Consider the following 24357-nt stretch of genomic DNA (forward strand, 5'->3'; position numbering starts at 1 on the left):
ACTGCGACCGGCAGCCTCACCAATACGCAGACGTCCAGCATATGAACGAGGGAAGGCATGATGGAATGACAACGATGTTCTGCGTCGCAAGGGAGTTGGCCCTGATGTCCATCATGTTGGCGGAGTTCTCATAGTAGTCCGCGGCAGGGAAAGCCTGTCACATGGCGAAGGGGAACAGTTCAAGCTGCTTGAAGTGCAAACTATCTGACCAAGCGAGGTGAAGACCTTTGATAATCAGCGAAATGCAGCACAAGCTCGCAACATGGGCCGAACGCGATCCAAACCGACGGTTTGATCGGCTTCTTCGGCTGATTGCTAACCGGGAATGGCTTGCCGAGGCCGCTCGTGTCGTTTTGGCGTCAAGTGGCGCACGAACGCCGGGCATAGACGGAATGGATAAGCAAAGACTGCAGGTCAAACTGGATCAGCATCTGGACGACCTGCGGACAAGCCTGCTGGAGGAGAGTTATCGCCCCCAGCCGGTCAAGCGCGTCTATATTCCGAAAGCCAATGGCAAGCTACGACCACTGGGTATTCCGACCCTGACGGACCGTATCGTTCAACGCGCCATGCTGATGGCCATGGAGCCGATCTGGGAGAGCGATTTCCATCGTTTATCCTATGGCTTCCGGCCGGAACGGAGCGTGCACCATGCCGTCCGCACCGTGAGGATACAGCTTCAGGATGGAGCCGACACGACGAGGGGCCGCTGGGTCATCGAAGGTGATCTCGCCAGCTACTTCGACACGGTCCATCACAAGCTGCTTCTGAAATGCGTGCGGCGACGGGTGCAGGACGGACGGCTCGTTGATCTTCTCTGGCGGTTCCTGAAGGCAGGCCACATCGACCGTGGCCTGTTCACAGCCTCAAGCGAGGGTGTTCCGCAAGGTGGCGTTCTGTCACCGCTCCTGTCCAACATCATGCTCCACGAGTTTGATATGTGGCTGGAGGCGAAATATCTGAACAAAAAGGCTCGTAAGGATCGCTGGGCATGGAACTTCGGCATCCAGCAAGGCAGGCCCATCACGGCTCGCGAGAACCGGCAATGGAAACCTGCCGTTGCCTATTGCCGATACGCTGACGACTTTGTCGTGATCGTAAAAGGAACCAAGGCTCAGGCAGAGGAAATCCGTGAGGAGTGCCGGGCGTTTCTGGAAGGTGAACTGAAGTTGACGCTGAACATGGAGAAGACCCATGTCACACACGTCAATGACGGCTTCGTTTTTCTGGGGCACCGGATCATCCGCAAGCGTGGGGCGCATGGACGGATGTCCATCGTCACGACGATACCCAAGGAAAAGGCCAAGGGGTTTGCCCGCAGGCTTACCGAAACCCTTTCCGGCAATCATAGTGTCAGTACGGTCGGCATGATCGCCAGTCTGAACCGCCAGTTGGTGGGATGGGCGGCGTTCTACAAGTTCACCGACTTCACGGCGTACGTATTCCGGCGCATCGATCATGTCGTGTTCTGGAAAATGGCGCATTGGCTGGGCCATAAATACCGATCTCGCATCAAACCCTTGATGCGGAAATGGTACCGGGTCCCGGAACCGGGCAAGGCGAAAACCTGGCTCGTGTTTGGTCGGACTGAACGCGGTGACCCCGTCGGAAAAGCGTTGAAACGGCTTGTCTCAAGCCCCAAGGCGCAATTCCGGTGGCGCAATCCGGAGACGAATCCGTACATCTTCCGGATTGAAGACCGCAGTACCGTCACGTCGCACTACCATGATGTTGCTATGGCCATGGGCCAAGCTTGAATGGAGAGCCGTATGCGCTGAAAGGTGCAAGTACGGTTCGGGGAGGAGAAGCGCATCTGCGCTTCTTACTCCACTCAAGATCATCGGATGGGGCTGGTATTACCTCAGCACAATCCTGGACGATTACAGCCGCTACATCATCGCCTGGAAGCTCTGCACCAACATGCGGGCCGAGGACGTGACCGACACCATTGAGCTGGCACTTCAGGCATCGGATTGCGACCAGGCAGTTGTGCGCCATAAGCCGCGCCTGCTCAGTGATAATGGGGCCTGTTACATCTCCGGCGATCTCGCTGAATGGCTGGAAGGTCAGAAAATGGCGCATGTCCGTGGTGCGCCATTCCATCCCCAAACCCAGGCAAAGATCGAACGATGGCATCAGACGATGAAAAACCGGGTTCTGCTGGAAAACTACTACCTGCCAGGCGATCTTGAACGCCAGATCGAGGCCTTCGTCGACTATTACAACAACCAGCGCTACCACGAGAGCCTGAACAACGTCACACCTGCCGACGTCTACTTTGGGCGCGACAAAGCCATCTTGAGAGAAAGGGAGAAGATCAAGAAACTGACAATCCGCCAACGCCGCTTGCAACATCAAACACAGGCGGCATAATCAGCCACACAATCGAACCAGAGCCTCCAATACTCAAGCCGCTCTGATATCCCATTTTATCTGACGACGGACATCCAAAGAACCTTGGACGGTGGAATAGTTCTACTTTGCAGCGCTTGATGGAATCAGAGCGAACGGCCGCTCTCCGCCGATTCCTATGTCCAACTAGCCGCTGCCCAATCAATTAGCAAAATCTAAATCTGTAGGCGCGATAGTCAATCAATATTGATATTGTTTTCAGAGGCTTCAATGGCCGTATCATCAAGAAAATTGGAAGCCACCGACCCAGCGACAATTGCTATCGCGACGATGCGCAAGTACAGAATTGCGCCGTTGCCGCGCAACTATGAGCTCGTCTATGAAGTCCTGAATTCGTCCGATACCGCGCTCATCGCGGAGTTCAGAGCATTTACTCAACCGCCCACCCAGCTTGGTAATTACCCACCCCCGAATTCGTGATTTCCGGTTCTTCTACCGGCCTATGCCAGGACGGATGCGATGACCTGGAAGGGGTTTGCGCCTTTGAGGCGGGCGGTGTCGATGGTCGTGCGTACATCCGCCTCGGCTTGGGCGGCCCACATGGCGCGATATCCGTTTGTCACCTTTCGCTGAATGACCCATGGACGGAGCTTTCGCTCAGATGTGTTGTTGGTGACATCGACTTCTCCGGGATAGTCGCAAAACGTCAGCAGCTGATCGCGGGCCCGCCCGATCTTGGCCTGGAGCTTTTGGGCCAGGTCGCACGAAGTCGGGGCGCATAGAAGCCCGGCAAGCTGTTTATCGAATTTGCGCTTCTTGCTTGCGACGGTAGACGCAGCGAATGTGCTTATGGCTCTGGCGAAATCAAACACACGGCCAAACCAAAGCTGGAAGCGAAGAGGGAGATCATCCTCGCCATGTTCCAGCGCAAAGGCTGTATCACGCGCCAAATGTGCAAGGCAGGTTTGATGTCGATGGCCGTGAGATTGCTGGGCTGAATACCGATCAGATATCCATACCTCGGGGACATGGCCGCCCATGGTCTCGTGAACGACCCGTGCTGCACGGGAGTAATCGGGCTGGTGGACAACAGCATCCTTGCAATGAAAAACCCAGTGTTGGGCATTTGTGCCCTCGATACGCACACCGGTTTCGTCGCTGGCGACAACGCGGGCGGCTCGAAGGCTGGCCTTGGCGGCCTGTGCTGTGGCCTGGAAGCTCGGACGGGAGCGGGAAAACATGTTCATGATCGCGCCCTCGCTCACATTAAGGCCGAAGATATCCATGAACACACCGCTCAGGCGTTCGTAAGACAATGCATGGAAACTCTTGAGGTAGATCGCCAGCGCGTGAATGCCTGGCCCGAACGGCGTTGCGGTTGCCACGGCAGGTGCGGTGGCTTTTGTTGTCGTGCCGCATTGCGGGCAATGACAGGAAAAACGCCGATGCCGGGTGACATGAGGACGGATCGCAGGAATATCGATCTCGTCATAGGCCCCGGCCAGCACCATCGTATCATCACCGGAAAACGCATGGCCGCATCTCTTGCAGGCGGTCGGTTCATGATCGCGAAACATGTCGGCAAAATCCGCCAGCACCCTATTGTGGGGTTCATGCCCGGGCTTGGCTCCACCCGGTCGTGAGTTGACGCGTTTCTCTTTCTTGTCCGTCGAGGGCGGCTTGGAAGACGTCCGAGAATCCTTGGAAGGCCGTTGGAGCCGAAGCACCATCTCGATCAATTCGTCCTTGCTCAGCTGCTGCAAATCAGTCCGATCCATATCATCATGGATTCAGACATTGTGGTGCATGGCAAGGGGGTGGGTAATTACCCAGCTTGAGCTTGATAGCATGGGAAAGAAATATTTGGCGCGTCATCATGCTGCAAATGTTGTCGAAGGGGCGCACGCACAGACTTCGGAAGAGCTGCAAGGCTTGCTTCACCTGATTAAGACAGAGCATTTATCGCGTGGGGGGTATTCGAGCCTACTCGATGAGAGCAATTCCAGCATATTTGCGAAGAATTCCAGCATTGAGGCTCTGAGTGACATCATTAAGGCAATGTCATCAGCCACCGGCGATACCATGAAAGAAGGCAAGGCGGCCATTCAGGAGTTGGTAGAACGCGCTCAGGAAATGCAGCGGGTTAAATCTGAGCTTGAAGAATACAAGCGGCTTGCCAATATTGATCCACTAACCGGCCTGTGGAATCGGCGCGCTTTTGATGAGGCGCTGACGGGCATCTACAATGACAAACGGAACGTGATGTATCATGCGCTTCTGATCGCAGACATCGATCACTTCAAGAAATACAATGATACCTATGGCCACTCGGTTGGAGACCTCGTCCTGAAGGTGGTTGCCGCGGTCATGCAGAGCAGTTTAGGTGGAGATACCTCGATCGCGCGAACGGGTGGCGAAGAGTTTGCCATAATCCTTCACGACACCAGTTTGGAAGCGGCAATGGAAACTTCAGAGCGCATTCGTCGAAAAATTGAATCATCACCTTTTAGAAAAAACCGGTCTGGCCAAGACTTCGGCCGGATTACGATGTCATTCGGCCTGTGTATGGCTACTGACGCGACCAATGCGGAAGACCTCTATTACAAGGCTGATCGTGCACTCTATGCGGCCAAAAACCTCAGTCGTAATTGTGTCAAGCAATATGATCCTGGGATGGACGCCGAGTTTGAGAAAAACTGGGCGCTCTACAAGAGTTGACGCCAGCGATAGACACTTGAACAGCCAGCACCAAAATAGCGGAATGCTTTCACAACGCTACAAATCATCGGCGTACCGAAGTATCCACAATTTCCGCTGTATCTCGCACTGATCCTTGTTCATAAATATCTCCTTCTTCCCAGATCTGGGACGTAAAGGAAATGGCCCGCGAGTAACGGAATATCTACACAGTCACTTCTCAGAAAGAGACATAAACACCAAATCGACCAAGCAACGCTTGGTTCTTGAAGCGATAATCTATAGTTTCTCCAGGGAAGGTAACGTTGTCGACCGCATGGACGGTCGTGTCTTGCAAATCAATCCCGATGGCTTCGAGTTTCAGGCCAATGCGATCAGTGAGCCTGTGCTCAATACCAACTCCGATCGCATAACCTAACTTAGTCGCATCAGCGCTCCACCCGGGAGAAGAATAGCCCAAGCCCGGCAGATCGAGGGTGAATCTGTTCGTCACTTTACCAACAGCAAGACCAGCACTGGCGAAGACCATTGTGCGATCGACGGTTATACCACCGCGTAAGCGGGCGGTGGCAAATGTCCCGAACTCGGTCTGGTAACTTGTGTTCGTATCAAGCCCAGTGAAAGGAGGATTCGGGTTGGGATCAACTCTGGAGAAATCCGATCGTATGTTGATGTCCGCGAACGATACGTCCGCCTCAACGCCGCCGACAAATCTGCCGAATTGCTGGTTGTACCCTGCTGAAAGCCCACCACTCAGCCGACCTTTCATATTCTTGATTGAGTCGGGGAATAATCCGTTCTGGACATCAAGAGTAAGCAGCGCGCCCTGGTAAGCACCTCGCGTCGCCTTGCCATCGCCACTGATCGTGCCAATGAACGCTCCGGCATAAGCCCCTGTCCAATCGACACTAGAAATCTGCGCGGGAGATGACAAATCGCCAGCCAATGCAGGCGTCGACGCGAGCAATCCCAAAATCGTTAAGTAGCGGACCATAGCCTCTGCTCTCCAGATTATTCATCCATTCGCCGCCACCAACGTGGAGTTGCCCCCTGAAAGTGGTCCACCAACTGGGATAGATTATCCCTCAAATTGGAGGATCAGCGATGGCTGGAAAACGAGAGAAGCCGGAAGAGATTGTATCGAAGCTTCGGCAGGTTGAAGTTCTGCAAGGGCAAGGTGCGACGATTGCTGACGCGGTGCGCCAGATCGGCGTGACACAGCAGACGTTTTATCGATGGCGGAAGCTCTATGGCGGGATGCAGCGATCTCAACTCACTCGGCTGAAAGAGCTGGAGAAGGAGAACCAGCGGCTTCGGCGGGCGGTGTCTGACCTGACACTGGACAAACTCATCCTGACCGAGGCGGCAAAGGGAAACTTCTAAGCCCTTCGCGTCGGCGCAAGTGCATCGACCATGTGCGGCGGGAGCTCGGCGTATCAGAACGCCGCGCCTGCCGCACGCTCGGACAACACCGATCCACACAGCGCAAGGTGCCACAGGGCCGGGCAGATGAAGAACGGCTGACCGATGATATCATCGAACTGGCCGACAAGTACGGACGCTATGGGTATCGCATGGTCACCGGTCTGCTGAACAACGCGGGCTGGCAGGTAAACCATAAGCGGGTTGAGCGCATCTGGCGGCGTGAAGGGCTGAAAGTGCCACAAAAGCAGAAGAAAAAGGGGCGGCTTTGGCTGAACGACGGATCATGTGTGCGTCTCAGACCGGAACGGCCAAACCACGTCTGGTCCTACGACTTCGTCCAGGATCGAACCGCTGACGGCCGCGTCTATCGGACGCTGAATATCATCGACGAATACACCAGGGAGGCACTCATGATCCGCGTGGACCGCAAGCTCAACTCAACGGACGTGCTGGATGCTCTGACAGACCTATTCATCCTGCGCGACCCGCCGGAATACATTCGGTCGGACAATGGGCCGGAATTTATCGCCCAGAAAGTGCGGGATTGGATTGCAGCTGTTGGAGCCAAGACGGCCTACATAGAGCCAGGCTCACCATGGGAGAACGGATACTGCGAAAGCTTCAACGCCCGGTTCCGCGACGAGCTGCTGAACGGCGAAATCTTCTACAGCCTAAGGGAGGCGCAAATCCTGATCGAGCAATGGCGTATCCACTACAACACCGTCAGGCCGCATAGCGCTCTGGGCTACCGCCCGCCCGCGCCGGAAAGCATTGTCCCGATGGACCAGACGCCCATGATGCACTAACAATCAAACCGGACCACCTGATGGGGGCACGCCATTATATTACTAAGCCAGTTGATTTTGCCATCGCACTTGCGCGGATTAACAGTCAGGTCAGCCTCAAAAAGGAAACTGATGAGGAAGACGCCCGCCGCAAATCCGCAGAAATTCTTGCTGAAAACCTTAATCGCCAGGTCCAAGTTCAGGATGCCGCGCTGACTGAAGAAGCCACCAAACGGCATGTTTCCGAAGAAAAGCTACATTTCATGGCCTACCATGATTCTTTGACTGGGCTTCTCAACCGTCAAGGATTCAGGGACGACCTCCAAAGCGCATTGACGGACTTTTCTACTGATGAAAATGAACCGGCGTTGATTTTCATCGATCTCAACGGCTTCAAGTCGATCAATGACACCTATGGTCATGAAGCTGGCGACAATCTCTTGATTGAGGTGAGCAAGCGCCTTTCCGAAATTTTCGGACCTGAAGTTCCTTTGGCCCGCTTAGGTGGCGATGAATTTGCCGCAATTTATAAGCATTCCGACCAGCCGCAATCTGCAATGGCCATGGCGAATGCGGCCGCCAACAAGATATCTGAGCCTTTTTGGCTCGACGGAAAGTCGCTTCATACCGGAGCAAGCTGCGGTGTAGCCAGAGCATCATCATTCTCAAATGATCTAAACGGACTTATTAAGGCTGCAGACTTGGCTATGTACCACGCCAAAGGCAAAGGTACAGGCGGTGCTGCATTGTTCGAAGCCAGGATGCTCGAAGAACAGGAAGACCGGCGGAAACTCGAATCCGATCTGCGCCTTGCCGTTCAACATTCACAGTTTGACGTGTTTTTTCAGCCACTCGTTGATATGAAGACACGGGAGATTGTTTCTTTCGAAGCGCTGCTTCGCTGGCCGCACGAGACCCGGGGAATGATATCTCCCGAGTTGTTCATTCCTCTCGCTGAGGAAACAGGACTCATCAATCAGTTGGGCGCTTGGGCCCTTCGTCGTGCCTGTGAGGAGGCAGCCAATTGGCCGGAGCACATCGGCATAGCCGTGAATCTCTCCCCGCTACAGTTCAAGAGCTCCTCGCTTCTCCCAACGTTGGTCAACACATTGGCGACCACGGGGCTTTCACCCAAGCGGTTGGAGCTTGAGGTAACTGAGTCAGCGCTGCTGGGAGCAGAGGCCACCAACGTGACTATCCTCAAATCTATCCGCGAACTTGGGGTCCGTGTCTCCATGGACGATTTCGGGACGGGCTATTCTTCGCTGGCCTATTTGCAGAATTTCGAGTTCGACAAGATCAAAATCGACAAGCGATTCATTCAAAGCCTTGAATCAGGTGCCAGTAATGCGGCAATTGTCGATGCGATCATCAAACTCGGAATCCAAATTGGAATCAAAACCACTGCGGAAGGTATTGAAACTGAAAGCCAATACGACTCGGTGGTGTTGAGAGGCTGTTCTGAAGGGCAGGGCTACTTATTCAGCCGGCCACTCACGGCCGAAGACGCGCGTGCGGCGATTTCCTCTAAACTCCCGATCGAATAGGTTTCCATATCCGTCCAAAATAATTGTTTTTTGATATCCTTGGTGACCTGAGTCCCAACTCTCCTCCAGCTATTTGGAGAATTCGTCAGTCGTTATCGACAGACCGCCGAGGGGAGCTTTGTATTGGAGCCAGAGGTGGACATCGTCCACCCGGTGTCTAGAGAGCCCTCACCGTCAAATGAAGTACCTAAGAGTTCTCTTCACCCAAGCCCTCCCCGATCCTCTCTGCCCACCAGACGGCCATCCTGATGCGTTCCTCCCAGTAGGCGGCGCGGTGGTAGGCGCGCCGGACCTCGTTGCCGCTCACATGGGCGAGCTCGGCCTCGACTGCATCGGCATTCCATAGCCCGCTCTCGTTCAGAAGCGTGGACGCGGTCGCGCGAAACCCGTGCGAGGTCGCTTCGTGTTTTTCAAATCCCATCCGGCGCAAGGCTAGGTTCATCGTGTTTTCACTGATCGGTCGTTCGAGCGATGTGCTCGAAGGAAACACGAGACGCAGGTTGCCGGTGTGGCGCTGCTGTTCACGTAGTATGGCGATTGCCATAGGTGGCAACGGTTTCCGGTGAACCCGGCGCATCTTTGCTCGTTCTTCCGGTATCGTCCAGGTCGCCTTATCCAGATCGAATTCTGTCCATTCGGCCTGCCGCAATTCGCCCGGCCGGGGATAGAGCAGTGCCATCAACTTCATGGCTGTTCGCGTCTCAATGGATCCGGAATAGGTCCAGATACTGCGGATCAGCTTCGTGAACGATACCCAGTCGGTGAGAGCGGCCCGATGCGTGACCTTTGGAGCAATGATGGCGCCTCTCAGGCCAAAGGTGGGGTCATTGCTGACGCGAGCCGTTGCGATTCCGTATCGGAAAACCTGACTGATCACCGCCCGCAGTCGGCGAGCGGTCTCATAGTTTCCAAGTGCCTCAACACGACGAAGCGGAACCAGAATATCCGCAGCGTTGATCTCGCCTATCGGCTTGGTTTGCAGATCCTTGAGGGCCAGTCCGATCAACCAGCGCTTCTTGCTCAGCGTTGCCTCTGATTTTCCTTCGCGGCTGTTCTTTTGAAGGAACTCCTCGGCCAAAGCCGCGAATGTGTTAGTTGCGGCCTCCGCCTTGGCGATCTTGTCAAGTTTTTTCTTTTGGGATGGGTCGCTATCTTCGGCGAGCAGTTTCCTTGCCGAATCCCGTTGAGCGCGGGCTTGAGCGAGCGAGACATCAGGCCACGCACCAAATGAGAGCTGCTTCTGCTTGCCTCCGTAGCGATAGACCATTCGCCAAAGCTTGCTGCCATTCGGATTGACAACTAGTAACAAGCCTCCGCCGTCTCCGTGCTTTGTTGGTCTTTCACCCGGCTTGAGCGCTCGGATTCGAGTGTCTGTAAGTGGCATGTGATGGCATCCGACTCGCGAAGGTGATGGCATGGCACCAGAATGCCATCAATAATGCCATCAAATTCTCTGGATGCCATCACACGCCGTCGGACGGCGAAGGACGTGAAACCTAAGAAATCAACAAAAAACCCCGCTTTCGCAGGGCTTTTTGGATTTTCCGGGACGATTCGGAACAGTTAATTGGTGCCCAGAAGAGGACTCGAACCTCCACTCCCTTGCGAGAACTACGACCTGAACGTAGCGCGTCTACCAATTCCGCCATCTGGGCTTGCAGGCCGATTTAGGGGGTGTGCGAAGCCCTGTCAATGACCGTATGTGCCTGAAGTGACAATTAATCCGCCGAGCAGTGAAAATTCTTCACCAAGCGCCCGCTCACCGCTAATTTTCGCGTCGGAGCGGCCATAGCGCCAGCGCTGCGGCGGACGCTGTCACCCTGCGGAATCGGCGTGCAGAGCTGCAGTCTGTTCGCGCCCTGGCGTGTCGCACTTGCTACTTCCCTGCACCGGGCAGTGCGCGTTATGGAAGTAAAATGACCCATGCGCCCGCTGCATTGATGCCTGTGCCCGGTCCCGCCGCGCCGCCGGTTTCGGAGGCCCGTCGGGGTGGGTTGCTGGTGTTTGGCGCGGCCATGGCCTGGAGTTTTGGTGGCGCCATTGCCCGTGGACTCGAAATCACCGATCCATGGGCAATCATCGCCTGGCGCGATTTCTTCGCCACGTTGTTGCTGATGGGGTTCATGCTCTGGCGCGACGGTCCTGCGGGCACGATGCGGCTGTTCCGTTCCATGGGCCTGCCGGGGCTCGGCGTGGCCTTCTGCGTGGCCATAGCCACCACCTCCTTTGTGGTGGCGCTCGGCTACACCACGGTCGCCAACATCCTGTTGATGCAGGCCGGTGTGCCACTGATCGCCGCTCTGCTTGGCGTGGTGTTCTTGCGCGAGGCGGTGGACGCCGTCACCTGGGCGGCGATCCTGATGGTGATTGCCGGGATTTCCGTCATGGTCTCGGATTCCTTTGGCACCAACATTTCCTTCATCGGCGATGGTTTGGCGCTGACAATTGCCGTCGTTTTTGCTGCCGCCACCGTCATCACCCGGCGCTATTCGGGGGTGCGGATGACGCCGGCCGCCTGCCTCGGCATCATGGTCGGTGGTTTTGTAGCCTTCCTGTTGTCGTCGGGGATGCGTGTCGGTCTGAGCGACCTGGGGCTGCTGGTGCTGTTCGGGGCGCTCACCCTGGGGCTTGGCATGGCCATGTTCGTCACCGGTGCGCGGCTGATCCCCTCGGCGCTGGCGGCGCTGATTTCCACCATGGAGCCGGCCTTCGGACCGGTCTGGGTCTGGCTCATCCATGGCGAAGTGCCGGCACCACGTACCCTTGTTGGCGGCGTCGTGGTGTTTCTGGCGCTAGTCGGCCATATTCTCTGGCAGTGGCGCCGTAGCCGCCGCACCGCGCTGCCGCTGCCCAACTGAGTGAGCAGCCATCCAATAGAATGACGCCGGCTTTACGCCGGCGCTCGTTTTTCAGTCGCTGATTTTCAGTGCTTCGATGAAGGCTTCCTGCGGAATGTCGACCTTGCCGAACTGGCGCATCCGCTTCTTGCCGGCCTTTTGCTTGTCCAGGAGCTTGCGCTTGCGGGTGGCGTCGCCGCCGTAGCACTTCGCAGTCACATCCTTGCGCATCGCCGAGATTGTTTCGCGCGCCACCACCTTGCCGCCAATGGCGGCCTGGATCGGGATTTTGAACATGTGTCGCGGGATCAGTTCCTTGAGCTTTTCGCACATCACCCGACCGCGTTTTTCAGCAGCTGATCTGTGCACCAGCATCGACAGTGCATCCACAGGCTCGTCATTGACCAGGATCGACATCCTGACCAGATCGCCTTCCTGGTGGCCGGTAATCTGGTAGTCGAAGCTGGCATAGCCCTTGGAGATCGACTTCAGCCGGTCATAGAAATCGAACACCACTTCGTTGAGCGGCAGTTGATAAGTCACCATCGCCCGCTTGCCGACATAGGACAGGTCAGTCTGGATGCCACGGCGATCCTGGCAAAGCTTCAGGATCGTGCCAAGATGCTCGTCCGGCGTCAGGATGGTTGCCTTGATCCACGGCTCCTCGATGCTCTTGATCTTGACCACGTCCGGCATGTCGGCCGGGTTGTGCAGTTCCACAACATCGCCATTGGTCATGTTGAGCCGGTAGATCACCGACGGTGCTGTGGCGATCAGGTCGAGATTGAACTCGCGCTCGAGCCGCTCCTGGATAATTTCCAGGTGCAGTAGCCCGAGAAAGCCGCAGCGGAAACCAAAACCGAGCGCTGCGGATGTTTCCATTTCGAACGAGAACGAGGCATCGTTGAGCCTGAGCTTGCCCATGGCCGCGCGCAGTTCTTCAAAATCTGCGGCATCGACAGGGAACAGGCCACAGAACACCACCGGCTGCGCCGGTTTGAAGCCGGGCAGGGCTTTCGCCGTTGGCCGCTTGTCTTCGGTGATGGTATCGCCGACGCGGGTGTCGGCCACTTCCTTGATCGAGGCGGTAATGAAACCGATTTCGCCCGGTCCGAGCGAGTCTGTGGCCACCAGCTTGGGGGTGATGACGCCGATTCGCTCGACCGTGTAGCGGGCGTCGGTGCCCATCAGCCGGATCTGCTGGCCCTTTTTCATTTCACCGTCGATGATCCGCACCAGCACGATGACGCCGAGATAGGTGTCATACCAGCTGTCGACCAGCATCGCCTTGAGCGGATCCTTGACGGTCCCGCCCTTGGGCGCGGGCAGGCGCGTAACGATAGCTTCCAACACATCGGGTATGCCGATGCCGGTCTTGGCCGAAATCATCACCGCGTCGGAGGCGTCAAGCCCGATCACTTCCTCGATCTGTTCCTTGATCCGGTCAGGCTCGGCCGCTGGCAGGTCGATCTTGTTGAGCACCGGCACGATCTCGTGGTCGGCATCAAGCGCCGCATAGACATTGGCGAGCGTCTGCGCTTCCACCCCTTGGCTGGCATCAACCACCAGCAGCGAACCTTCGCAAGCTCTCAGCGATCGCGACACTTCATAGGCAAAGTCGACATGGCCTGGCGTGTCGATTAGGTTGAGCACATACATCTCGCCGTCCTTGGCGGTATAGTGCAGCCGAACCGTCTGGGCCTTGATGGTAATGCCGCGCTCTTTCTCGATATCCATGGAATCGAGAACCTGCTTGCTCATCTCCCGGTCGGCGAGGCCGCCGCAGGTCTGGATCAGCCGGTCGGCGAGCGTCGATTTTCCGTGGTCGATGTGCGCAACGATCGAAAAATTACGAATATGGGAAAGCGGCGTGTTTGTCATAGCCGCGATGTAGCAGGACCGCAGAAAAAGGCAATCGTTCAAAGTAAAGAGCTATCGATAGTAGTTGGTCGAATCGGGCGCCGTTGCCGGTGAAATGGTGACGTGAAGGACGGTCTTGACCGTGAACTCAATCCCATTCATGCAGAGCTGCAATAACAGCCTGATCCGGTTATGTTGTCAGAGAATGCGCTATTGTCGCCCGTAGTGTGGCGGCAAGATTGATCGGTTGGTGATATGCGCGCCGCCATCTGGAACCCTGGACCCTTAACTTTCTTGATTTATAAGAACACCATAGGTGTGATGCGGCGGTAAGGTATGCTTATTGTGCTGACTATGTGCGAACCGGGGACCGGGCGGAATCATTCCACGATCGGCGACATTTGCGGTCGCTTGGAAATCCATGCGACGTTGCTACCGCCAGCCGTCCGGTTGTGCCGGGCGCTCGGACCATCCTCATGATCAAATCAGTATATGATTTTTATGTTCGTCCGGATTTCAGGGGCTTCGACAAGGTCAATCTTCTTTTTTACAGCATCTGCTTGTGCCTGGGCGCGTTCATCGGCAGCGCGGTTTCAGTCATTGTGATTTCCTGCGGGGTCTATGGAACCCTACATCTTTTGACCGGCAAGTTGCGCTGGAGTCTGCCCGAACCGGTGACGATGGTGTTTTATGCATTTTGCGGTTTCTTTGCCGCCGAAGCACTCGCCGCGCTGATCCATCCATCAGCGATCGCGTTTGCGCATTCCGGAGTATCCGGCCGGCCATTCCGATAACATCCGGCCACCTAAACCGGGGTATCCGGCCACCCTTATATAGCGGCTGCGAGGCCTGATGATTTGGTTATCAGGATTGGATGCTTTCGTCACCTGTTCCGAGTTTGGTTTTCCTCATGCTCTGGCCGTCGAGTTCGACGCGATAGGCGTTGTGTACGAGGCGATCGAGAATGGCATCGGCGAAGGTGGGTTCCCCGATCACGTCATGCCAGGTGTCGATGGGCAATTGGCTTGTGATCAAGGTTGATCCAACCTCGTATCTGTCCTCGACTATTTCCATAAGGTCACGACGCTGACTGGCATTGAGGCGATCCGGTCCCCAGTCGTCCAGGATTAGCAGTTGAGTTTTGGTAAGGGCCTTGAACAGACGCGGAAAGCGTCCGTCACCATGGGCCAGTTCCAATTCATCAAAGAGACGTGGCATGCGCTTGTACAGCACAGTGATACCGTCTCGGCAGGCGGCTTGCGCCAGAGCGCAGGCCAACCATGTTTTGCCAACGCCGCAGGGGCCAGTGATCATCAGGTTGCGCTTGTCCTTGATCCAGCGCCCGGTCAGCATCTGCTGGAACATGGCTTTGTCGAGGCCGCGCCGCGACTTGTAATCCACGTCCTCCGGCGAGGCACCGACGTGGCGCAGTTTTGCTGTACGCATGCGGCTTTCAAATCGCCTCGTCTCACGACTGGCGGTCTCTCGATCAATGAGCAGCCCAAGCCATTCAGCGTGGCTAAGCCCGGCTGTGCCGTCCTGTTTTTGCATCTCGGCAAAGGCTTCTGCCATGCCGTCGAGCCTGAGTGTTTTGAGCTGATCCAGCGTTGGGTGATCAAGCATTCTCTATCCTCTTCAATGGAAGTAATCCGCACCACGGATATTGGGGTGAGTGATCGCAGGGCCGTCCGTGGTGGGTTCGCGGCGCTGACGGTCCAAACCATTCTTCAGAATGGAATGCAGGGATGTGTAGGAGTGGGCGTTGATCTCAAGCGCACGCAAACAGGCGGCATCCAGGCGCTCCCGCCCGAAGGTCTTGGCCAGCCGTAAAACACCGAGGCACGTTCTGTATCCTTGTTCGGGATGTTTGCGCTGGCGCATGATCACATCGACAAAGACCTCAACATTTGGGCCGATGCGCACAGCTTGCCCGCGGATACGCTGTGGCGTCCAATCCTCGCGGAAGCGATGATGGGCGGGCATGTGATCGCGGATCGTGGAGTGCTGGCGATTGCCCGAGGTTCTGGCGTGAGAGGCAACGCGTTGCCCATTAAAGTATACCTCTACGGTGCGTGCGGTGATCCTTGCCCATAGTTTTTGCTTCAGCAACTGATGCGGCACCGAGTAATAATGGCGGCCAATATCGACATGGTAATCGAGGCCCGCGCGGCACTGCTTCCATTCGGCATAAACATAGGCCTCCATAGACAAGGGCTTCAGAGCGGGCCGATCCAGGCGTTCAAACAGATCGCGGCGGCTTGCACCAAGATGGCGACTGACTTTGCCGTTGAGCTGATCCAGCAATGGCCGGATGGCAGCGTTCACCTCATCAAGGCCAAAAAAGTGCTGGTTGCGCAGCCGCGCCAAAATCCAGCGCTCGGCCAGCAAAACAGCGCCTTCCACCTTTGCCTTGTCTTTCGGCTTTCCAGGCCGCGCCGGAACGATGGCGGTATCGTAATGTGCCGCCATATCACCATAGGTGCGATTGATCTCAGGATCATAAAAACAGGCCTTGGTGACGCCTGCCTTGAGATTGTCTGGAACCAGCTGCGCAGGCACGCCACCGAAGAACTCAAAGGCACGCACATGGCTGGATACCCAGTCCGGCAGGCCCTGTGTCCAGCTGGCTTCGACATAGGTGTAATTGGACGCTCCCAGCGTCGCGACAAAGATTTGTGCGGTGCGCACCTCTCCCGTTTTGGGGCAGACAACATCAACTGTCGGGCCCGCGTAATCGACAAACAGCCGCTCGCCTGCAGGATGACGCTGACGCATCACCGGAGACAGCTTGCCTTCCCAGCGGGTGTAGAGCTCACAGTATCGGCTATAGCCGTATCCATCGTGATGAACCCCGCGATACTCCTCCCACAGCAGCGACAGCGTCACGCCCTTGCGCCGCAACTCGGCATGCACATGCGCCCAGACAGGCTGAGGAACCGCGCGACGGACATCGCCGGGGCAAACGGGAAACAGGCGGTTCTCAAGGTCGGCGTCCGACAGATCAGCAGACAGAGGCCAGCTCAAACCTTCCAGATCAGCGCGCCGAAAATATTCCGAAATCGTCGCACGGGCCACGCACAGGCTTTGCGCCACCTGGCGGCCTGAAAATCCATCCGCCCGAAGCCGCAGGGGTAATTACCCACCCCCTTGCCATGCACCACAATGTCTGAATCCATGATGATATGGATCGGACTGATTTGCAGCAGCTGAGCAAGGACGAATTGATCGAGATGGTGCTTCGGCTCCAACGGCCTTCCAAGGATTCTCGGACGTCTTCCAAGCCGCCCTCGACGGACAAGAAAGAGAAACGCGTCAACTCACGACCGGGTGGAGCCAAGCCCGGGCATGAACCCCACAATAGGGTGCTGGCGGATTTTGCCGACATGTTTCGCGATCATGAACCGACCGCCTGCAAGAGATGCGGCCATGCGTTTTCCGGTGATGATACGATGGTGCTGGCCGGGGCCTATGACGAGATCGATATTCCTGCGATCCGTCCTCATGTCACCCGGCATCGGCGTTTTTCCTGTCATTGCCCGCAATGCGGCACGACAACAAAAGCCACCGCACCTGCCGTGGCAACCGCAACGCCGTTCGGGCCAGGCATTCACGCGCTGGCGATCTACCTCAAGAGTTTCCATGCATTGTCTTACGAACGCCTGAGCGGTGTGTTCATGGATATCTTCGGCCTTAATGTGAGCGAGGGCGCGATCATGAACATGTTTTCCCGCTCCCGTCCGAGCTTCCAGGCCACAGCACAGGCCGCCAAGGCCAGCCTTCGAGCCGCCCGCGTTGTCGCCAGCGACGAAACCGGTGTGCGTATCGAGGGCACAAATGCCCAACACTGGGTTTTTCATTGCAAGGATGCTGTTGTCCACCAGCCCGATTACTCCCGTGCAGCACGGGTCGTTCACGAGACCATGGGCGGCCATGTCCCCGAGGTATGGATATCTGATCGGTATTCAGCCCAGCAATCTCACGGCCATCGACATCAAACCTGCCTTGCACATTTGGCGCGTGATACAGCCTTTGCGCTGGAACATGGCGAGGATGATCTCCCTCTTCGCTTCCAGCTTTGGTTTGGCCGTGTGTTTGATTTCGCCAGAGCCATAAGCACATTCGCTGCGTCTACCGTCGCAAGCAAGAAGCGCAAATTCGATAAACAGCTTGCCGGGCTTCTATGCGCCCCGACTTCGTGCGACCTGGCCCAAAAGCTCCAGGCCAAGATCGGGCGGGCCCGCGATCAGCTGCTGACGTTTTGCGACTATCCCGGAGAAGTCGATGTCACCAACAACACATCTGAGCGAAAGCTCCGTCCATGGGTCATTCAGCGAAAGGTGACAAACGGATATCGCGCCATGTGGGCCGCCCAAGCCGAGGCGGATGTACGCACGACCATCGACACCGCCCGCCTCAAAGGCGCAAACCCCTTCCAGGTCATCGCATCCGTCCTGGCATAGGCCGGTAGAAGAACCGGAAATCACGAATTCGGGGGTGGGTAATTACCCGCAGGGCTTCCCTTATCTTCCGCATAGGCAATCTCTTCATAAAGGGCTCTCTCCATCCAAAGGAACGGAACAGTAGCCCTGTTACAGATCGCCTCGCAGCAGCCTAAACTGGGTTGAAATGGGGGTGGCCGGATGCCCCGGAATCCCCGGCCGGATCAAATCGGAATGGGTGGCCGGATGCTATCGGAATCAGTGGCCGGATCGCCCCGGAATACGCACGCGTTCAACGAAGTTGCCGAAAACCTGCCACTGCTCGGTCTGGCTGGCATTTATTCGATGACCTTTGCGGATCGGCGCAAATTGCTTCAATCGGTCGAAGTCACAGCAGCGCTGGCGTCTGTTGTCGGTGCGTTGGTCCTGACGGTCTTGTACGGTTCGCAGTACAGACCCGAACTCGCCGCCGGGAATGCCAGTGTCCTCGCTCTGGTTTCCAGCGTGTTGTTCGTACTCACGGTCAGCGCGGCCATCCGGCGGAAAGGTTACGCCACATTGTTTTTTGCGGCCGCCGCTGTCGCTGCGGCCCTCATGGTACTCGCCACCGGGACCCGTTCCGCCTGGCCGGCGCTGATTATGGTGCCGTTGCTGGCTCTGTTTGTCTTCCGGCTACGAGGCCGGGTAGGGGCCTTTGTTGTACTGCTCGCAACCCTTGCCGGTTTGATCGTCGGTGGCCTGTCTGTATCCACGGTTCTTGAAACGCGGATTGAGCAGGCGCAGGTTGATATCGAAAACGCCATGTCCGGTGACATGTCGGGGGCGATTGGCGAGCGCATCCGGATCTACCGGGCAGGATATGAGCTGTTTCTGGAAAAGCCGGTCTTCGGATACGGGCCCGGCAACGAGCGGCGTGAAATCGTGCGGAAAACCGGTGAGGGCGGGGCTGAACCAATCGCCTTCAGCCATGCGCACAACGCCGCTCTCAATGCGGTGCTGCGCGCCGGCATTGTCGGGCTTCTGGCGTTGGCGGCGATGCTGATCGTCCCATTCGTCGTGGCCTTCCGGGCGGAAAAGGACGAGGTCGGGCAAGTGGGCTTTTTCGTGCTCAGCGGTGTTTTGATTGTCTATCTGTGCTCCGGGTTCTTCGGTCTTATGCTTGGCCATGATATTCACGACGCGGTCTTCATCACCGCGATCAGCTACACGCTCTACCTGATATTCGGTGCAGCCGGTACAAATCGCGACGCCGCACGTCAGGTGTAGAGTGGTCCGTGACGATTCTTGATGCCGACTCACGGACCCCGGGAACCGGCAAGGGCAAGGTTGGAATGATGGACGGTGCATGAACGGGCTGAACCCAGGATGAAAATTGTTGTTACCGGTGCGTCTGGCTTTGTCGGCCAAAGCTTGGTGCCGCTGCTGGCCAGGGCGGGAGCGGAATTGTTGCTGGTCGGACGCGACCCGGCACGGCTGACCGAGCTTTTCCCGAACTGTGAAAGCTGCGGTTATGATGGGTTCGAGCAGCGTGCGCAGGGTTGGGATCAACTGATCCATCTCGCCGTGGCAAACACCAACTCCGGCCTCGGTGCGGATGAATTCATGCGCGTCAACGTCGATTTTCTCATCGAAATTGCCGATAAAGCCCGCCGCGCCGGGATCAGCCGGCTGGTCAACGTGTCCTCAACACACGCGCTCGACGAGGCCAATCACGCTCCCTATGCGCTGAGCAAACGCGAGGCGGTCAACCGCCTGGCGACGATCAGCGGCATGACCGTCACCACCGTCTATCTGCCACTGGTCTATGGCGAGCGCTTTGCAAGGCTCAACCGATTGCCCCGCTGGCTGGCCCGGGGGCTGTTTGCCGTGGTCGCGGCATTGCGCCCTGTCGTGCATGTGGAACGGCTTGCCGAATTCATCCTGTCTGGCAGCGAAAGCGATCCGGAGAGCGATGTCATCCTGTCGGACAGCCAGCACGGGAATTACTTGTTTCACACAGCCAAGCGGGCGGTCGATCTTGGCGCAGCGCTGGGTATTCTGCTGCTGCTGTGGTGGGCGCTGGTGCTGATTTGGGCATATATCCGGCTTGATTCACCCGGACCCGGCGTGTTCGCCCAACTCCGCGTCGGCAAGAATGGCCGTGAATTTGTCTGCTACAAGTTCCGGACCATGAAGCTCGGTACCCGTCAGGCAGGCACGCATGAGGTTTCGGCCAGTGCGATTACGCCATTTGGGCGATTCCTCAGGGCCAGGAAGCTCGATGAATTGCCACAGATCTGGAATATCCTGCGCAATGAGATGAGTCTCATCGGCCCGCGTCCGTGCCTGCCGACGCAAACCGCATTGATCGCCGCTCGCAAGCGGCGCGGCGTGCTCGATCTCAAACCGGGCGTCAGCGGCCTTGCGCAGATCAATGGCATCGATATGAGCGATCCCGAGCGTCTGGCCAGATGGGATGCCAGATATCTGGCGTTGCAATCGTTACGGCTGGATCTTGCCATCGGAATGTCGACGCTGACCGGAAGGGGGCAGGGCGACAAGGTTGCTGAGTAAAACCGGTACAGCCGGGTGCCTGTGAATGCGAACCATCACAGCCCGTAAAGCGCGTGGAAGGCTGCCGACACCGATGCGTCATCGACAGGTTGCTGCCGGATGGCGGCGGCATTGGTAATTCCCAATGCGCGCACGTGCGCCGGATCTGCCAGGCAATCTCGAACCGCCGCCGTTATCGATTGCGGATCTTCCGGGTTGATCAGCCATCCATTGTCCGGTTGGCTGAGCACTTGGCGAATGACCGGTTGATCCGAGGCGATCAGGGCGCAGCCGCAGGCGGCAGCCTCAATCAGGATGCGCGGAAGCCCTTCCCTCAGGCGGGTCGGCAGGCAGGTCACGTCCGCTTGCTGCAGTGCCAGTACCATCTGTTCGGTTGAAAGTGCGCCGAGATAGGTGATGTCGCCACGGTCATGGGCTGCGCTGACTTCCGCCATGTCGAACCGGTCCGGATTGCCCGGCTCGGCATCGCCGGCAAGCAGGAACCGGGCATCACCGCCTTCGGCGCGGATGCACCTTGCCGTCTCAAGAAAGGTACCAACCCCTTTTGCCTTGAGCAGGCGTGAGGCGAAGAGAAAGGAGAGCTTTCCGGTGAGGGGCTCTGATGGAGGCGCATAGATGCCCATGTTGAGCCCCGCGCCGGCGATGACGCGGGTCTGCGCCGCGGTAAACACCCCCGCGTCGACAAGCACATCGCGATCTGATTGGTTTTCGAAGGTCGCCGAGCATTCAAGCAAGCGGCAACCGGCCCGCAGCACGGTAGCCACCGCCCGGCGCCTGAGACCGGTCATGAAGCCGGCGGCGGGCTCGAACACCTTGCCCAGTCCGGGAAACGTCAGAATCAGCCGCGGCGATTTTGTGCCGCGCAGGCGTCGCACCGCCAGGGCCAGGGTCATGAACAGGTTGGGTTTGACGGTAATGCAATGCACTACATCGGGCTGCATGTCGGCGACAATGCGGGCATAGCGCGCCGTCAGCCGCGCGTCGGATACGAGGTTCAGACTATGCCGAGTGAGCGTGACCGGGATGAAATCCACGCCCTCCGGAAGCTGACCGGCAGATTTGCTGCTGCCGCCGGTGCAAAGGCTGAGCTGATGGCCACGTGCCAGCAACGGCCCGAGCAGGTTGGTCCGGTGTGCGAGAAAATAGTCGAGGTCGTTGCACACAAACAGGATTTTCATGTGCGGTCATCCGTCCGGACATCGATGGCGCCCGAATCTGCGGTGCTTGGCACCGGGGCGTGGCGGTTAGTGGGGTCGATGTGAATGACGTGATCCTCTGCGTCCCGCTCCATGTGCCAGCACTCCGCGCGGAGGACCATTTGCTAGCGAGCTGGTTCCTGGTGCGCAACTGGACGGGCAGTGCGTTGCCTCCGGGAACCTCCCCGGGCGCATACCCGGCCCAGGTGGCCGATGTGTTGTTCGCGTCCAATGCGCATGCCGAACCAGCCGCGCAGCCTGCGTTTTCGTATCCGCAACGGCATGTCAGTGCAATAGAGCCATTCGGCCATTGTCTCGAAATTGGCGGAAGCTGTCATCTGCATCACCGGTCCGGCGTATGCCAGTCCGGTTCCGGCGTGCCGCGGCGGCGCAGGCGCAACAACAACCCGACCGTAACACCTGCGCCAATCGCGACAGTCAGGTCGGCGAGCACGGTGAGCGCCAGTGTCATCAGCAGCAGCAACATATCTGACCGGCGGCCCTTGAGCCGCTCGGCGAAATGTTGTGGCTCGGCCATGTTCCAGGCTGTCAGCACCAGCACCGCGGCCAGCGCTGGCAAGGCCAGCAGCCCGGCGAGCGGTGCCGCCAGCACCATGAACGCCAGCAGGAAAAGTGCGTGCGCGATACCGGCAACCGGCGTCTTGGCACCGGCGCGGATACTGGTAGCGGTACGGGCGATGGCACCGGTGGCAGGCAACCCCGCAAACAGCGCCGACACGCAATTGGCCGCGCCCTGCGCCACGATCTCGGTGTTGGAGCGATGCGCGGTTCCAGCCATCCTGTCGGCGACCAGCGCCGAAAGCAGCGATTCGATACCGGCCAGGAAGGCGATGATCAGCGCCGAGGGTAACAGTTCGACAATCCGGTCGAGACTGACCGTGGGCAGGCCCGGCATGGGAAAATGCGACTGGATCGCGCCAAAACGACCGGCAATCGTCTCGACGTCGAGCCCGAATATTGCCACCGCACCCGATGTCAGCGCTACCGCGACGACTAGACCCGGCAATTTCGGCGCCGCCCGCCTGAAGGCCACGATCAGTACCAGCGTCACAAGCCCGACCAGCGCGCTCTGGAGTGAAAACGTATCCCTGATCTGCCACAATACTTCGAGTTTGGGCAGAAAGTCGGCGGGCATCTTCGTATCCGCGCTTAAACCGAGGAAATCGGCGATCTGGCTGGTGGCGATGATCACCGCGATGCCGATGGTAAAACCATTGATGACGGGTTCGGGTACATGCCGGATCAGTAGGCCGGCACGGAGCACGCCGGCGATGATCAGGATCAGCCCTGCCATGAAGGTTGCCAGTACCAGACCGTCATAGCCGTGCTCGGCAATCACTGAATAGACAACAACGATGAAGGCGCCGGTCGGACCGCCGATCTGCACCCGACTTCCCCCGAGCAGTGAAATCACCAACCCGCCGATGATCGCCGTGATAATGCCGGCGCCGGGGTTGGCGCCCGAGGCAATGGCAATCGCCATCGCCAGCGGCAGCGCCACCATTGCCACGGTAAGGCCCGCCCCCAGGTCGGCCATGAAGGTGGGCATGTTGTAGCCACGGAGCGTGGTCAGCAGCTTGGGGCTGAAAATATGATTGCGTCCATCGTCCTCGGGTGGAACGTTGGTGTTCTGTGTCATGGGGGACCCTCTTGCAGGAGCGCCACTTTCAAACTTTGACTACATACTTGTCAATTCCCCTGCGAAGGAATTTCTTCCGCGCTGGTGCTGATGCTCGTTTCGGCCGCAGCTGCCGGTTTTGCCGCCCCCCATTCGATGCGCTTGTAGTCGAAACCATATTCCAGCGTCGGCTTGACCACCCGGAAATAGGGGGAGAGATCGAAATCTCGCGGCGCATACAGCGAGTGATGACGGATGTGGAGAATTTCCCGACGGGAGAAATCCGATTCGGCATGCGGCCGCCCCGGCGCCAGCGTGACTTCGGGCAGGATCGGGTACCGGATCTCCTGAAAGGCTTGAGCGATCATCGATGAACAGATCGCCCGTGTCGGGTCACCGGAGCCGAAAGCCAGCATCCGCCGGCGCCAGCGCACAGGCACCGGCGGGGTCGGGAGGAAATAGCGCAGCAGGTCGAAGATGTGTTTCATGTCGTAACGCACGCCAAGCCGCTCGACCATGTAGGAAACGATCGCTGCGCGGTCTTCCGGCGTCAGCCCCACCGGCCGGCAGATCCGGGTGTTGAAACGGGTGTATTTCGACAACGGAACTGCGACACACCCCTCACCGAGATTGACTTCGATGAGTTGCTGCGCTTCGTTCCCGTCCTCATCCGGTGCAAGCACGTCGCCGATATAAAGCGCAGCATGCGACCACGTCGACTGGGTCAGGTATTTGATCGCAGCAGAGATCTTCTGATTGCCTTCCACCAGCAGTACGTCACCCGGTTCAAGCGTCCGCGACAGGGTTGCCGGATCAGACGGTGTGTAGGGCTCGTATCCCTCATTGGTCGATTGCAGTTGCCGCGCCAGGAAGCGTCCGAGCCGGTCTGCCATCGTGTCAGTCATTTGCCGTGCTTCAGTCATGGTGCAACACTTGGCCCGGTCGTCGATCGGGATCAACCCGGCAGTGGTCAACTTTCCGTTTATCCCAGCTTGAAAACCGGTTCGGGTTTCCATAATTTAGAACA

At 57.7% G+C, this 24357-nt stretch carries 19 protein-coding genes, 1 tRNA gene and 1 pseudogene; 11 read left to right on the plus strand and 10 right to left on the minus strand.

Annotated features, from left to right (window positions below; translation table 11 throughout):
- Positions 1 to 242 precede the first annotated feature (242 nt).
- The 3 genes and pseudogenes from ltrA to OEG84_RS17245 all read left to right on the plus strand — a co-directional run bounded on the left by ltrA (position 243) and on the right by OEG84_RS17245 (position 2832).
- Positions 243 to 1757, plus strand: a complete 1515-nt coding sequence (gene ltrA / locus OEG84_RS17235; protein WP_425602924.1) for a group II intron reverse transcriptase/maturase — start codon at positions 243 to 245, stop codon at positions 1755 to 1757.
- Between the two features lie 67 nt (positions 1758 to 1824).
- Positions 1825 to 2373: pseudogene (locus tag OEG84_RS17240) on the plus strand (transposase); the annotation flags it as partial.
- Between the two features lie 249 nt (positions 2374 to 2622).
- Positions 2623 to 2832, plus strand: coding sequence for a hypothetical protein (locus OEG84_RS17245; protein ID WP_267654889.1), 210 nt, complete (start codon positions 2623 to 2625; stop codon positions 2830 to 2832).
- A gap of 20 nt (positions 2833 to 2852) precedes the next feature.
- Here OEG84_RS17245 and tnpC (OEG84_RS17250) read toward each other — a convergent pair whose 3' ends face one another.
- The gene (tnpC, locus tag OEG84_RS17250; protein WP_267651873.1) at positions 2853 to 4130 is read right to left on the minus strand and encodes an IS66 family transposase; all 1278 of its coding nucleotides are present in this window, start codon (positions 4128 to 4130) and stop codon (positions 2853 to 2855) included.
- A gap of 28 nt (positions 4131 to 4158) precedes the next feature.
- On the opposite strand from tnpC (OEG84_RS17250), the gene OEG84_RS17255 reads away from it, so the two are divergent.
- Positions 4159 to 5070 carry a GGDEF domain-containing protein gene (locus OEG84_RS17255; protein ID WP_267654890.1) on the plus strand — a complete coding sequence of 304 codons (912 nt, stop codon included), beginning with the start codon at positions 4159 to 4161 and terminating at the stop codon, positions 5068 to 5070.
- Between the two features lie 199 nt (positions 5071 to 5269).
- On the opposite strand, the gene OEG84_RS17260 is transcribed toward OEG84_RS17255, so the two are convergent.
- Positions 5270 to 6043, minus strand: coding sequence for an outer membrane protein (locus tag OEG84_RS17260; protein ID WP_267654891.1), 774 nt, complete (start codon positions 6041 to 6043; stop codon positions 5270 to 5272).
- 110 nt (positions 6044 to 6153) lie between these two features.
- Between OEG84_RS17260 and OEG84_RS17265 the strand changes: the two genes are divergently transcribed.
- Positions 6154 to 7280 (plus strand): IS3 family transposase gene (locus OEG84_RS17265; RefSeq protein ID WP_267652815.1). Its coding sequence is split into 2 segments (ribosomal slippage): positions 6154 to 6418 and positions 6418 to 7280, totalling 1128 coding nucleotides; the frame shifts between segments, so codons are not numbered across the junction.
- 20 nt (positions 7281 to 7300) lie between these two features.
- Complete coding sequence (locus OEG84_RS17270; RefSeq protein WP_267654892.1) at positions 7301 to 8806, plus strand: putative bifunctional diguanylate cyclase/phosphodiesterase; 1506 nt, start codon at positions 7301 to 7303, stop codon at positions 8804 to 8806.
- Between the two features lie 187 nt (positions 8807 to 8993).
- Here the strand turns inward: OEG84_RS17270 and OEG84_RS17275 are convergent, their stop codons facing one another.
- The gene (locus OEG84_RS17275; RefSeq protein WP_324288219.1) at positions 8994 to 10223 is read right to left on the minus strand and encodes a tyrosine-type recombinase/integrase; all 1230 of its coding nucleotides are present in this window, start codon (positions 10221 to 10223) and stop codon (positions 8994 to 8996) included.
- Positions 10224 to 10374: 151 nt separating this feature from the next.
- A tRNA-Leu gene (locus OEG84_RS17280) sits at positions 10375 to 10461 on the minus strand.
- 261 nt (positions 10462 to 10722) lie between these two features.
- Here OEG84_RS17280 and OEG84_RS17285 point away from each other — a divergent pair.
- On the plus strand, positions 10723 to 11664 hold the full coding sequence (locus OEG84_RS17285; protein ID WP_267654894.1) for a DMT family transporter: 942 nt from the start codon (positions 10723 to 10725) through the stop codon (positions 11662 to 11664).
- Between the two features lie 51 nt (positions 11665 to 11715).
- Here OEG84_RS17285 and lepA read toward each other — a convergent pair whose 3' ends face one another.
- Entirely contained in the window at positions 11716 to 13524 is a 1809-nt protein-coding gene (lepA, locus tag OEG84_RS17290) for a translation elongation factor 4 (protein ID WP_267654895.1), read from the minus strand.
- A 455-nt stretch (positions 13525 to 13979) separates the two neighbouring features.
- Between lepA and OEG84_RS17295 the strand changes: the two genes are divergently transcribed.
- Positions 13980 to 14297, plus strand: coding sequence for a hypothetical protein (locus tag OEG84_RS17295; RefSeq protein ID WP_267654896.1), 318 nt, complete (start codon positions 13980 to 13982; stop codon positions 14295 to 14297).
- Between the two features lie 70 nt (positions 14298 to 14367).
- Here the strand turns inward: OEG84_RS17295 and istB are convergent, their stop codons facing one another.
- Both istB and istA read right to left on the minus strand, forming a co-directional pair.
- Positions 14368 to 15126 (minus strand): IS21-like element helper ATPase IstB, encoded by a 759-nt coding sequence (istB, locus tag OEG84_RS17300; RefSeq protein WP_267652424.1) that lies wholly within the window; start codon positions 15124 to 15126, stop codon positions 14368 to 14370.
- Positions 15127 to 15138: 12 nt separating this feature from the next.
- The gene (istA, locus tag OEG84_RS17305) at positions 15139 to 16632 is read right to left on the minus strand and encodes an IS21 family transposase (protein ID WP_267656229.1); all 1494 of its coding nucleotides are present in this window, start codon (positions 16630 to 16632) and stop codon (positions 15139 to 15141) included.
- Positions 16633 to 16685: 53 nt separating this feature from the next.
- Here istA and tnpC (OEG84_RS17310) point away from each other — a divergent pair, with 53 nt between their 5' ends.
- The 3 genes from tnpC (OEG84_RS17310) to OEG84_RS25385 all read left to right on the plus strand — a co-directional run bounded on the left by tnpC (OEG84_RS17310) (position 16686) and on the right by OEG84_RS25385 (position 20495).
- Positions 16686 to 17963: an IS66 family transposase gene (gene tnpC, locus OEG84_RS17310; RefSeq protein ID WP_267651873.1), complete on the plus strand. Its 1278-nt coding sequence runs from the start codon at positions 16686 to 16688 to the stop codon at positions 17961 to 17963.
- Between the two features lie 225 nt (positions 17964 to 18188).
- On the plus strand, positions 18189 to 19208 hold the full coding sequence (locus OEG84_RS17315) for an O-antigen ligase family protein (protein ID WP_267654897.1): 1020 nt from the start codon (positions 18189 to 18191) through the stop codon (positions 19206 to 19208).
- Positions 19209 to 19307: 99 nt separating this feature from the next.
- The gene (locus OEG84_RS25385) at positions 19308 to 20495 is read left to right on the plus strand and encodes a sugar transferase (RefSeq protein ID WP_324288220.1); all 1188 of its coding nucleotides are present in this window, start codon (positions 19308 to 19310) and stop codon (positions 20493 to 20495) included.
- A 35-nt stretch (positions 20496 to 20530) separates the two neighbouring features.
- Here the strand turns inward: OEG84_RS25385 and OEG84_RS17330 are convergent, their stop codons facing one another.
- From OEG84_RS17330 to OEG84_RS17340, 3 genes are all read right to left on the minus strand, one after another.
- Positions 20531 to 21673, minus strand: a complete 1143-nt coding sequence (locus OEG84_RS17330; protein ID WP_267654898.1) for a glycosyltransferase — start codon at positions 21671 to 21673, stop codon at positions 20531 to 20533.
- Positions 21674 to 22034: 361 nt separating this feature from the next.
- A complete protein-coding gene (locus tag OEG84_RS17335; RefSeq protein ID WP_267654899.1) occupies positions 22035 to 23351 on the minus strand; it encodes a SulP family inorganic anion transporter in 1317 nt (438 codons plus the stop codon).
- A gap of 50 nt (positions 23352 to 23401) precedes the next feature.
- Entirely contained in the window at positions 23402 to 24235 is an 834-nt protein-coding gene (locus OEG84_RS17340; RefSeq protein WP_425602864.1) for a YiiX/YebB-like N1pC/P60 family cysteine hydrolase, read from the minus strand.
- Positions 24236 to 24357: the final 122 nt, after the last annotated feature.

The sequence above is a fragment of the Hoeflea algicola genome, assembly GCF_026619415.1.
Lineage (GTDB): Bacteria > Pseudomonadota > Alphaproteobacteria > Rhizobiales > Rhizobiaceae > Hoeflea > Hoeflea algicola.

Coding starts and splice junctions, on each gene's coding strand:
- ltrA (WP_425602924.1), top strand. CDS start 243: ATGCAGCACAAGCTCGCAACATGGGCCGAACGCGATCCAAACCGACGG.
- OEG84_RS17245 (WP_267654889.1), top strand. CDS start 2,623: ATGGCCGTATCATCAAGAAAATTGGAAGCCACCGACCCAGCGACAATT.
- tnpC (WP_267651873.1), bottom strand. CDS start 4,130: ATGGATCGGACTGATTTGCAGCAGCTGAGCAAGGACGAATTGATCGAG.
- OEG84_RS17255 (WP_267654890.1), top strand. CDS start 4,159: ATGGCAAGGGGGTGGGTAATTACCCAGCTTGAGCTTGATAGCATGGGA.
- OEG84_RS17260 (WP_267654891.1), bottom strand. CDS start 6,043: ATGGTCCGCTACTTAACGATTTTGGGATTGCTCGCGTCGACGCCTGCA.
- OEG84_RS17270 (WP_267654892.1), top strand. CDS start 7,301: ATGGGGGCACGCCATTATATTACTAAGCCAGTTGATTTTGCCATCGCA.
- OEG84_RS17275 (WP_324288219.1), bottom strand. CDS start 10,223: ATGCCATCACCTTCGCGAGTCGGATGCCATCACATGCCACTTACAGAC.
- OEG84_RS17285 (WP_267654894.1), top strand. CDS start 10,723: ATGACCCATGCGCCCGCTGCATTGATGCCTGTGCCCGGTCCCGCCGCG.
- lepA (WP_267654895.1), bottom strand. CDS start 13,524: ATGACAAACACGCCGCTTTCCCATATTCGTAATTTTTCGATCGTTGCG.
- OEG84_RS17295 (WP_267654896.1), top strand. CDS start 13,980: ATGATCAAATCAGTATATGATTTTTATGTTCGTCCGGATTTCAGGGGC.
- istB (WP_267652424.1), bottom strand. CDS start 15,126: ATGCTTGATCACCCAACGCTGGATCAGCTCAAAACACTCAGGCTCGAC.
- tnpC (WP_267651873.1), top strand. CDS start 16,686: ATGGATCGGACTGATTTGCAGCAGCTGAGCAAGGACGAATTGATCGAG.
- OEG84_RS17315 (WP_267654897.1), top strand. CDS start 18,189: ATGCTATCGGAATCAGTGGCCGGATCGCCCCGGAATACGCACGCGTTC.
- OEG84_RS25385 (WP_324288220.1), top strand. CDS start 19,308: ATGAAAATTGTTGTTACCGGTGCGTCTGGCTTTGTCGGCCAAAGCTTG.
- OEG84_RS17330 (WP_267654898.1), bottom strand. CDS start 21,673: ATGAAAATCCTGTTTGTGTGCAACGACCTCGACTATTTTCTCGCACAC.
- OEG84_RS17335 (WP_267654899.1), bottom strand. CDS start 23,351: ATGACACAGAACACCAACGTTCCACCCGAGGACGATGGACGCAATCAT.
- OEG84_RS17340 (WP_425602864.1), bottom strand. CDS start 24,235: ATGACTGACACGATGGCAGACCGGCTCGGACGCTTCCTGGCGCGGCAA.